Below are 7917 nucleotides of genomic sequence, written 5' to 3' on the forward strand. Positions count from 1 at the left end.
CCGGCGTGGCCACCGCGGCGTGGTAGATCCGCCGGACGCCGCGGTGGCCACGCCGGAGGAGGACACGTACCACGTACGCCCGGAGACCATCGCCCGCGCGGTCAGCGCCTGCTTCGCGCTCGCCCGGGCGGAGCGCGACCGCTACCAGCCGGCCCTGTCGTCCATCTGCTTTCCGCTGCTGGGCGCGGGACGGGGCGGTCTGCCACCGGCGGTCAGCTCGACCTGGCTGCGCTGGGCGATCCGAGACGAACTCGCCCGGGACGGGCGCTGGCGGGTGCATCTGGTGGTCAGGAGCCGGGAGATAGCCGAGGCCGTGGGGGCGCTGTGACCACCAAGCCGAGCGTGCGGGCTCCGGCCGCGACCGCGACGACGGCCCCGACGACCCCCACCCCCGCCACCACTCAAGGCCGCCAGCTGGGCCCCGTGAGGCGGATCCCCGCCCGCCGCAGCCGGCGCTCCAGTGCTGCCAGTTCGCCGCGCCGCGGCACTCCGTAGAGCCGCACATCGCCCTCCCCCTCGACCACTTGCAGACGGGATCCGCTCGCCGTCCGGGCCAGATGCGCCTGGTAGCGCGCCCGCCCCAGTGCCGTACGCGGCAGCATGCGCTGGTTGGCCGAGCCGCGCCAGACCAGTTCGGTGGGCTCGGCCACCCGGAAGCGTCCGGTCACCACGACATCGGCGTGGTGGACGGCGGCGGAGCGCGCCGCGTCGCGCTCCACTTCCTCCTCCTCGTATCCCGTGTAGAGGAGGAAGTCGACCTCGCGGCCGGACGCCGCGCCGCCCGGCGCCGCCGCCATCGCCACCGCCTCCGCGCGGGCCGCCGCCGCCCCGGCCAACAGGGCGGCCAGCCCGGCCGGTTGGTCGAGCGGTTCGCCGCCGCTGACCGTGAGCCCGTCGGCCCCCTGCGCCAGCGCCGCGCGCCACAGCTCGAGCAGGGACGCGACCGTACGGGAGGTGCCGCCCTGCGGGTCCCAGGTGTGCCGTGACATGCACCCGGCGCAGGCCAGCCCGCACCCCTGCAGCCAGATGCCCAGCCGCCGCCCGGGGCCCAGGGTCTCGACCGGGAAGTGCGTCTGGCTGACCCGGAGCAGCTCCGGCTCCCGGCCCATGGGGGCGTTTTCCACCGGCCCGCCTCCTTTCCCGTCCGGCTCGGCCAAACCCGTTCCCAATTCCATGATCGATATTCCGTGATCGATGACATGAAGTACTCGGAACCATTCCAGTATGACCCGGCGTCAGGCGACTACGGGGGCGTTCTCCGGTCGGCTTCCGGGCGTTTTCGGGAGTGGCATGGGCGGGGAGCATTCCCGGGTATGAGCTGACCGCTACGGTCTGAACAGGTATTCGGCTCGATTGCCGTACCGCTTCGGGAAGGGGAGCGGAATGCCGCTCCCGTGATGCGGCCATCCGGAGCCGAATTCCACGCCGAGGGAAATCGGGGGAGAGAAGTCCATGATCAGATCCGACAGCGTCAACGGCGTGGTGCGACGGGGACACCTCGGCCGTATCGCGCGCTTCAGGGCCAAGTGGCGAGGGAAGCGCGACGGCGAGCGGGGCGTGCCGCGCATCCCCGTCCGGTATTTCGAGGGGCGGCGGGGCGCACCGCCGGAGCTCTTCGAGCCCCCGCACCCGGACGAACTGCCGCTCCCGGCGTACGTCATGGAGGTACGGACCACCGCCCGCCGGGCCATGGAGCAGATGCGCTCCTCGATGATCGGGCAGGAACACGCCCTCATCAGCAAGTTGCGCGCCGAGTCGGTGCGCGTGGTCACCCAGTACGACGTCCGGGAGGACCCCAGGCCCGCCGCGCTCGCGCGGTACGGCCAGTGGGTGGGCCAGTGGCGCACGACCGTCGACCGCTGCCGCTCCCATGCGCAGGCCGTCGCCGATCAGGCCAACCAGCAACTCGCCTGCTACTGGGACGCGGTGCGCGCCACCCACCCCCAGTTCATCCGCCTCGCCGGGCGCCCGCCCGGGGACTGGCTGCCCGGCCGGGTGGAGCTGGACCCGTCCTGGTGCCGGCCGGACGTCTGGCTGCTGGCCGACGACGAGGGCGCCGGGACGGCCACGTCCCGGGCGCTCCAGATACTCGAGCGGCAGAACACCCACCGCGTCGACGGGAGGAGTACGCGATGACCGTCACCAGTCCAACATCAAGGGCGCCAAGGGCGCCCAGGGCGGCAATGACGCGCCGCGCGCTGACCACCGCCCTGGTGCTCGCCGCGGCGGCGACCGCCGCCACCGCCTGCGACGCGGTGTCCAACGAACCGAAGCGCTACTCCCAGGCCTGCGGCGTGGTGGTGGACGGCTCGGGTTCGGCCGCCGCCGACAAGACCGGCTTCGACGCGGAGGCCAAGCTCAAGGCGGTGCTGAACACCTTCCTGTCGGACAACAAGTGCCGCAAGACGTCCTTCGCCCCGATCACCAAGGTCTCCCAGGCATCCAAGTGCCAGGTCAGCCCGCTCGATCTGGACCCGGACACCTCGAAGACGGCCGACCGTGACCGGACCCGTAAAGCCATGCGGGCGGTCGCCCTCTCCAGCGCGCTGAAGCTGCTGCGCTGCGCACAGGACGAGGAGCCGGGCTCCGATGTGCTGGGCGGTCTGTCGCGTATCGCGCTGACCAAACCGTCCGGCGGCGACGACGACTCGTTCGATGTGCTGGTGGTGAGCGACTTCGACCAGGGCGACCCGGACTTCCGGCTGGGGCGGCAGGACCTGTCCACCGCCGCGAGCCGGGCGAAGACCATCGACGCCTTCCTCAAGTCCCACCACGAGCCGGAGCTGTCCGGCGCCGATATCTATCCGGTGGGTTACGGCATGAAGTACCACACCGACACCTCCCGGTACGACCAGTTCAACTCCTTCTGGACGGAGCTCCTGGAGGGGAGGGTGAAGGCACATGTCCACACCACATACCGTTAGCGGCGACGACGAGGAGCCGCGGCGGCTGAGAGTGCGCCGCCGCAGGGCCGACTCCGACCGCGGGCGCCGCCGGGGCCGTGCCGCCGCGCGCCACTTCCCCGATGGGTCCCTGCCGCAGCCGGAGCCCGTCGAGTCGGACCTCATCCGCGCAGGTGACAGCAACTGGTTGCGCGACCGGGCCCGCAGGCACGGCGCGGCGGCCGGGGCCCGGCAGGTCTACGACCCCTGGGTGCTGGCCGGCCCCGACCGGATCCCGTACTTCGCCGAGCTGGCCAGCCTGCGCGACCGCGTCAAGCACCGGCTCTCCGAGGAGTCGGCGCGGGCCGATGAGGACGGCGCGCTGGAGGCCGGCCGGGTGCGGGCGGCGGCCACCGCCGCGGCTGAGCGGCTGGTGCGGGCGAACCGGCGGCGTACCGTCCTGGAGCGGCAGCAGATGGTCACCACCGCGCAGCTGGACCGGCTGGCGCGGCGGGCCGACCGGTGGCAGACGTTCCGCGACACCGTGCGGGGCAGTTTCGAACGGCGCTGGCTGCGCAACCGGATGCCCCCCGACTGGTCCGACGGCACCGACGCCGGCCAGCACGCGAACGGCCAGCACGCGAACGGCCAGAGCACGAGCGGAGGCCCCGCCGCCGACCGCCGAGCCGCCGCCCAGTACCGCGACGACGAGCCGGAGACCGCCCGGGACCACGCCCGCTGGCAGGCCATATCGGAGCGCGATCCGGCGGCGGAGGATGCCGACGGGTTCGACCGGGCCCTGTCCACCAGGGCGGCCTGGGAGGGCGCGGCGGCCCGCCCCGGTATGCCGCGCTGGATCAAGATCGGGGTGCTGGGGCTGCTGATCGCGGTCGAGTTCCCCGTCTACTACACCGTGTTCGAGAATCTGCACGGCGTCGGGGCCTTCGCCAATCTGCTCTCGGTCAGCCTCACCGTGGCCGTCGCCGTGGCGATGATCCTCGCCCCGCACATCGGCGGCCGGATCCTGCGGCGCCGCTCCGTCACCGGCGCGGTCCGGCTGTCGGCGGTGCCCGCCCTCGCGCTGCTCGGCGTGTGGGCGTACGGGGCCTGGGCGCTGGGCGATCTGCGGGCCAAGGTGGCGTTCCAGGACGAGCCCCCGCTGGAACTGCCGCCCGATGTGTCCCAGGACGTCAGGGACAGCCTCGGCAACCAGCCGAGCCTCATCGAGTCCCTGCATCTGGACCCGCACAGCGTCTCCTTGATGTTCGTCGCGCTGCTGCTGCTCTCCGGAGGCATCGCCTTCCTGATCGGGCTCGGCGAGGAGCACCCGTATCTCGCGGCGTACCGCACCACCACCGAGCAGCTGCGGGAGCTGGAGCAGCAGACCGAGGCGGACACCGCCGGTGTCGAGCGCGCCAAGGAGGCCGAGGCCACCCTGGACGCCCGCGCCGGAGCCCGCCGGACGGCCCATGAGGAGCGTCTGTACGCCGTCGACGCCCTGTACGAGGCGGCGGCCCACGCCTATCTGGACGGCCTCGCCGGGCAGTCCGCGGACTCGGCGGTCACCGAGGCCGCCAAGCGGCTGTCGCAGCAGTGGCCGCTGCTGCCGCGCTGAGGGGGTGGGTGACCGATGGAACCGGCGGGCGAGGGGCAGTACATCCTCATCACGCAGTGCCTGCAGAACGACTTCTTCCTGAATCTCGACTGTCAGTTGTCACTGCCGGAGAGCGCGGTGTCCAAGCTGCTGCTGGACAGCGAGGGCGGTGAGGCCCTTCGTACGGAGGGCCACCGCCGGGTGCTGCCCGAGGCGGAGCTGCGCCACTCGCCCCTCGCCCGCTTCCTCGACGCCACCGTCGGCTCCCGTATGCGGGGCCACGGCGACGGGGTGCTCCACCTGGTCAACGTCCGGGACTGGCATGTCCCGGGGGAGGCGTACGACCTCGAACGCAGGCAGTACGGCGCGCACTGCGAAGCCGACACCTGGGGAGCGGCGTACGTCGACGGCCTCACCGACCTGCTGGCCCCGGAAGCTCCGCCGCCCACGGACGCCGGGGACGCCGGGGACGCCGGGGACGACTGGGGCGGCAGACTGCGCGTCCACCACGTGCGCTCCAACACCCTCTACGACTTCCAGGACACCCCCGCACACTCACCCGGCCCCGGCTCTGTCCCTCGCGAGCCGTCCCCGCTGGCCGCGCTGCTGGACGGGCTCCTGGCCGACGGCCGGCACGAGACGACCCACGTCGTCGTCATCGGCGTGCTCACCGACATCAAGATCCAGCTCCTGCTGACCGGCATCCGCTCCCGCTACGACGTCCGGCAACTCGTCGTCTCCGACGCCCTCACCGCCAGCCGCACCCTGGAACGCCATCTGACGGCCCTGGACTTCTGCCAGCGCGTGCTGCGCACCGAGGTGATGACCGGACTTGCGGAACTGGCCCGCTTCCTCGGCTCCCGCCCGGACGACGACCGTCGGCTCACCCGGGGCGGGGGCGGGGACGCGGAGTTCGCCGGCTACTCCTCGTACATCCAGGACAAGCAGGGCATCCTCTCGTACGAGGACGCCCGGCTGCGCGACTACCGCATCCAGACCTCCGAACGCCTCAGACAGGCCCAGCGCACCGTCGGCTTCGCCAGTAAGTTCCTGCTGGGGCTTGGCACCTGTCTGCTGCTGACCGCCCTCCTGCTCTCCCTCCTCGGCGTCGTCTTCCCCGGCCGGGTCGGCTGGCAGAGCCCCGCCGTCCTCGGCGCCCTCGGCGCCGGGCAGATCGTCACGCTCTTCTTCACTCGGCCGGTCAGATCCGTGCAGGACGCGCTGGCGGAGGAGACGATCTACCGCATGGTCCTGGAGAGCCGCAGCTTGAAGGTCGCCCTCGCCCGCTACCACGTCACCACCGCGAACGCGCTGCGCAGACATGACGACTTCGGCTCGCAGTCCGACGCTCTGGAGCGGCAGCTGGAGGTCCTGGAGAAGATCGACGCGGCGGATTTCGAACGCCTCAAGGGCCTGGGCGTGACCCCGCGCGCCGACCAGGCGGGCGGCGGCGTGCGAGCGGTCAGGAACCGATTGCCTGGGGGTAGCGGAAGAAGCCGGTCGGGTCGTACTTCCGCTTCACCCGGACCAGGCGGGGGTAGTTGACGCCGTAGTAGGCCTCCCGCCAGTCCCTCAGCTTCGGATCGGGGAAGTTCTGGTAGGAGTGCTCAGGGGGCGCCTCGGGGAAGATGGCGTCGTAGAAGTCGTGGAGCCAGTGCAGATTCGCGGCGGCGACCTCGGGGGAGTCGTAGTCCGCCCAGGAGGTCTCGGCGGCCAGGATGAACAGGCCGTTGCGGTGCACGAATGCGGTCGCCCGCCGTGGCACCCGGTTGATCTCCCCGCCGAGTGCGAACATCGCGAACCCGGCCCCGTCCGGGTTGCTGCTGCCCGGCCAGTCGAGCAGCTGCTCGGCCGCGGCGCTGACCTGCTGGTCGGTGAGGAGCGTCCGGGAGTTCAGGACCGCTGACTTGGCGGCGAATTTCTCCACCGGAGTGGTGGCGCTGAGCAGCGTGCTCGCCTCGGCCGGGGTGACCTCGCGGACGGCGGCGCAGTTCCGGGCACGTTCCTGCGGGGTGCCGATGGCGAGCAGCGGGGCGAGGATGGCCTGCAGCTCATCGAGGGTTCCGTAGTACTGGCCGATCGCGTTGACGCCCGCGTTCGTACGGATCTGGTCCCGGGTTCGGCCGTGGGTGCCGATGCCGAGGCGGAGGTGGAACCGCTTGTTGTCCGAGGTCTCCAGGGCGATCCGCTGTGCGGTCGCCATTACACGCAGTACGGAGTCCAGGCTCCAGCTGAGCCGGTAGAACCCCACATCGCCCTGGAACCGCTCGTACTGGAACGTGAACGAGGTGTGCACGCCGAAGTTGTTGCCCGCGCCGCCCCGGCAGCCCCAGAACAGATCGGGCTCCGAGTCCTCACTGGCCCGGGCCACCCGCCCGTCGGCGAGTACGACGGTCGTGGCGACCAGCCGGTCGCAGGTCAGGCCGAACATCTTGTCGCTGAAGCCGATCCCGCCGCCCAGCACAAGACCGGCGACCCCGACCGAGGGGCAGCGGCCGGTCGGCACGAAGATCCCTTGGTCCTCGAGCAGCGGATGCAGATCGCCGTTGGTGACCCCGGCCCCGACGGTGACGGTGCCCGCGCCGTGGGCGACCTTGATCGGCCCGTATGCCCGGGAGCGGGCGGCGCTCCGCCGCGGGGTGGTGACGATGTTCCTCATCCGGCTCATATTGAGCAGCAGGCCCGTGGTGGTGGAGTAACCGGCGTAGTTGTGGCCAAGACCGGAGCGCGGCACCGCGGGCAGCCCCACCGTGCGGGCCCAGTGGATCGCCGAGCATACGTCCTTCGTGGTGGCGCAGGTGACGATGGCAGCGGGGTGGGTCCCGGCGTACCGGTGGTTGAACGGGATCGCCAGCGGAGGGTAGCCGGAGTTCGCGGGCCGGTAGAGGGTGGCACCGGGGGAGAGAGACGCGGCCAGCCGCTTCCAGTCCTGCCGGCTGACCCGCTCCGCCGTCTCGGTCACCGCGGCGGCGGCCGCGTCGGGCGGCGCCGTCATGGCCACCGCCCCGGCGCCGAGGGCACCCAGGGTGCCTGTCCGCAGTACGTCCCGTCTGTTGATCACTGTGGCCCGCCTTCGCGAAACGGTCGGAGGCCCGATTGCCTCGAGATCGACTGGTCAACCGATCGTTCACCGACGGGGCCGCCCGGCGTGGACCGCCCACGAGCCGGCCACTCGAAAGCGTGCCTGACGCACCGCCTGATAGCCGAGCCGCAGTGGCCCGCCCGGGGCTCGCCTGTTCGCCGTGGATCAGAGCCTGAACTCGCGGATCACGGTGTTCCTGAACACCGCGCTGCCTTCGATCGTGAACAGCGCGAGCCCGGTGTCGGCAGGGTCCGGGAAGGCCTCCGAGGAGTGGACGTACCGGCCGTCGTCGACGAACATCTCCACGGAGGTGCGGTCGATCAGGATCCGCAGCCGGACCGTCCGCGCGGACGGGTCGA

General features: G+C 71.8%; 8 protein-coding genes. 5 read left to right on the forward strand and 3 right to left on the reverse strand.

The genetic code is table 11. The features are described from left to right. Window positions 1-328: macro domain-containing protein (locus tag CCN51_RS42175; protein ID WP_483883467.1), on the forward strand; the 328-nt coding region annotated here is incomplete at its 5' end. Window positions 329-401: 73 nt separating this feature from the next. On the opposite strand, the gene CCN51_RS42180 is transcribed toward CCN51_RS42175, so the two are convergent. After that, the gene (locus CCN51_RS42180) at window positions 402-1124 is read right to left on the reverse strand and encodes a 4Fe-4S cluster-binding domain-containing protein (RefSeq protein WP_014177763.1); all 723 of its coding nucleotides are present in this window, start codon (window positions 1122-1124) and stop codon (window positions 402-404) included. Between the two features lie 328 nt (window positions 1125-1452). Here CCN51_RS42180 and CCN51_RS42185 point away from each other — a divergent pair, with 328 nt between their 5' ends. From CCN51_RS42185 to CCN51_RS42200, 4 genes are read left to right on the forward strand one after another with little or no spacing between them, the layout of a single operon-like run. Further along, a complete protein-coding gene (locus tag CCN51_RS42185; protein ID WP_014177762.1) occupies window positions 1453-2136 on the forward strand; it encodes a hypothetical protein in 684 nt (227 codons plus the stop codon). Between the two features lie 47 nt (window positions 2137-2183). Then, a complete protein-coding gene (locus CCN51_RS42190; RefSeq protein WP_014177761.1) occupies window positions 2184-2924 on the forward strand; it encodes a hypothetical protein in 741 nt (246 codons plus the stop codon). Beyond that, a complete protein-coding gene (locus tag CCN51_RS42195; protein ID WP_055413970.1) occupies window positions 2902-4497 on the forward strand; it encodes a hypothetical protein in 1596 nt (531 codons plus the stop codon). The genes CCN51_RS42190 and CCN51_RS42195 overlap by 23 nt, the downstream gene beginning before the upstream one ends. A 15-nt stretch (window positions 4498-4512) precedes the next feature. Continuing rightward, window positions 4513-6021 carry a hypothetical protein gene (locus CCN51_RS42200; protein WP_086860779.1) on the forward strand — a complete coding sequence of 503 codons (1509 nt, stop codon included), beginning with the start codon at window positions 4513-4515 and terminating at the stop codon, window positions 6019-6021. On the opposite strand, the gene CCN51_RS42205 is transcribed toward CCN51_RS42200, so the two are convergent. Together CCN51_RS42205 and CCN51_RS42210 are read right to left on the reverse strand one after the other, a co-directional pair. After that, the gene (locus CCN51_RS42205; protein WP_014177757.1) at window positions 5939-7537 is read right to left on the reverse strand and encodes an FAD-binding oxidoreductase; all 1599 of its coding nucleotides are present in this window, start codon (window positions 7535-7537) and stop codon (window positions 5939-5941) included. The genes CCN51_RS42200 and CCN51_RS42205 overlap by 83 nt on opposite strands. A gap of 186 nt (window positions 7538-7723) precedes the next feature. Continuing rightward, the coding region (locus tag CCN51_RS42210; protein WP_211303300.1) for a GH32 C-terminal domain-containing protein at window positions 7724-7917 on the reverse strand (194 nt) is incomplete at its 5' end.

The sequence above is a fragment of the Streptomyces milbemycinicus genome, from assembly GCF_002154605.1.
GTDB lineage: Bacteria > Actinomycetota > Actinomycetes > Streptomycetales > Streptomycetaceae > Streptomyces > Streptomyces milbemycinicus.

Excerpts from the sequence above, each read along its gene's own strand:
- CCN51_RS42185 (WP_014177762.1), top strand. The coding sequence starts at position 1,453 with ATGATCAGATCCGACAGCGTCAACGGCGTGGTGCGACGGGGACACCTC.
- CCN51_RS42190 (WP_014177761.1), top strand. The coding sequence starts at position 2,184 with ATGACGCGCCGCGCGCTGACCACCGCCCTGGTGCTCGCCGCGGCGGCG.
- CCN51_RS42195 (WP_055413970.1), top strand. The coding sequence starts at position 2,902 with ATGTCCACACCACATACCGTTAGCGGCGACGACGAGGAGCCGCGGCGG.
- CCN51_RS42200 (WP_086860779.1), top strand. The coding sequence starts at position 4,513 with ATGGAACCGGCGGGCGAGGGGCAGTACATCCTCATCACGCAGTGCCTG.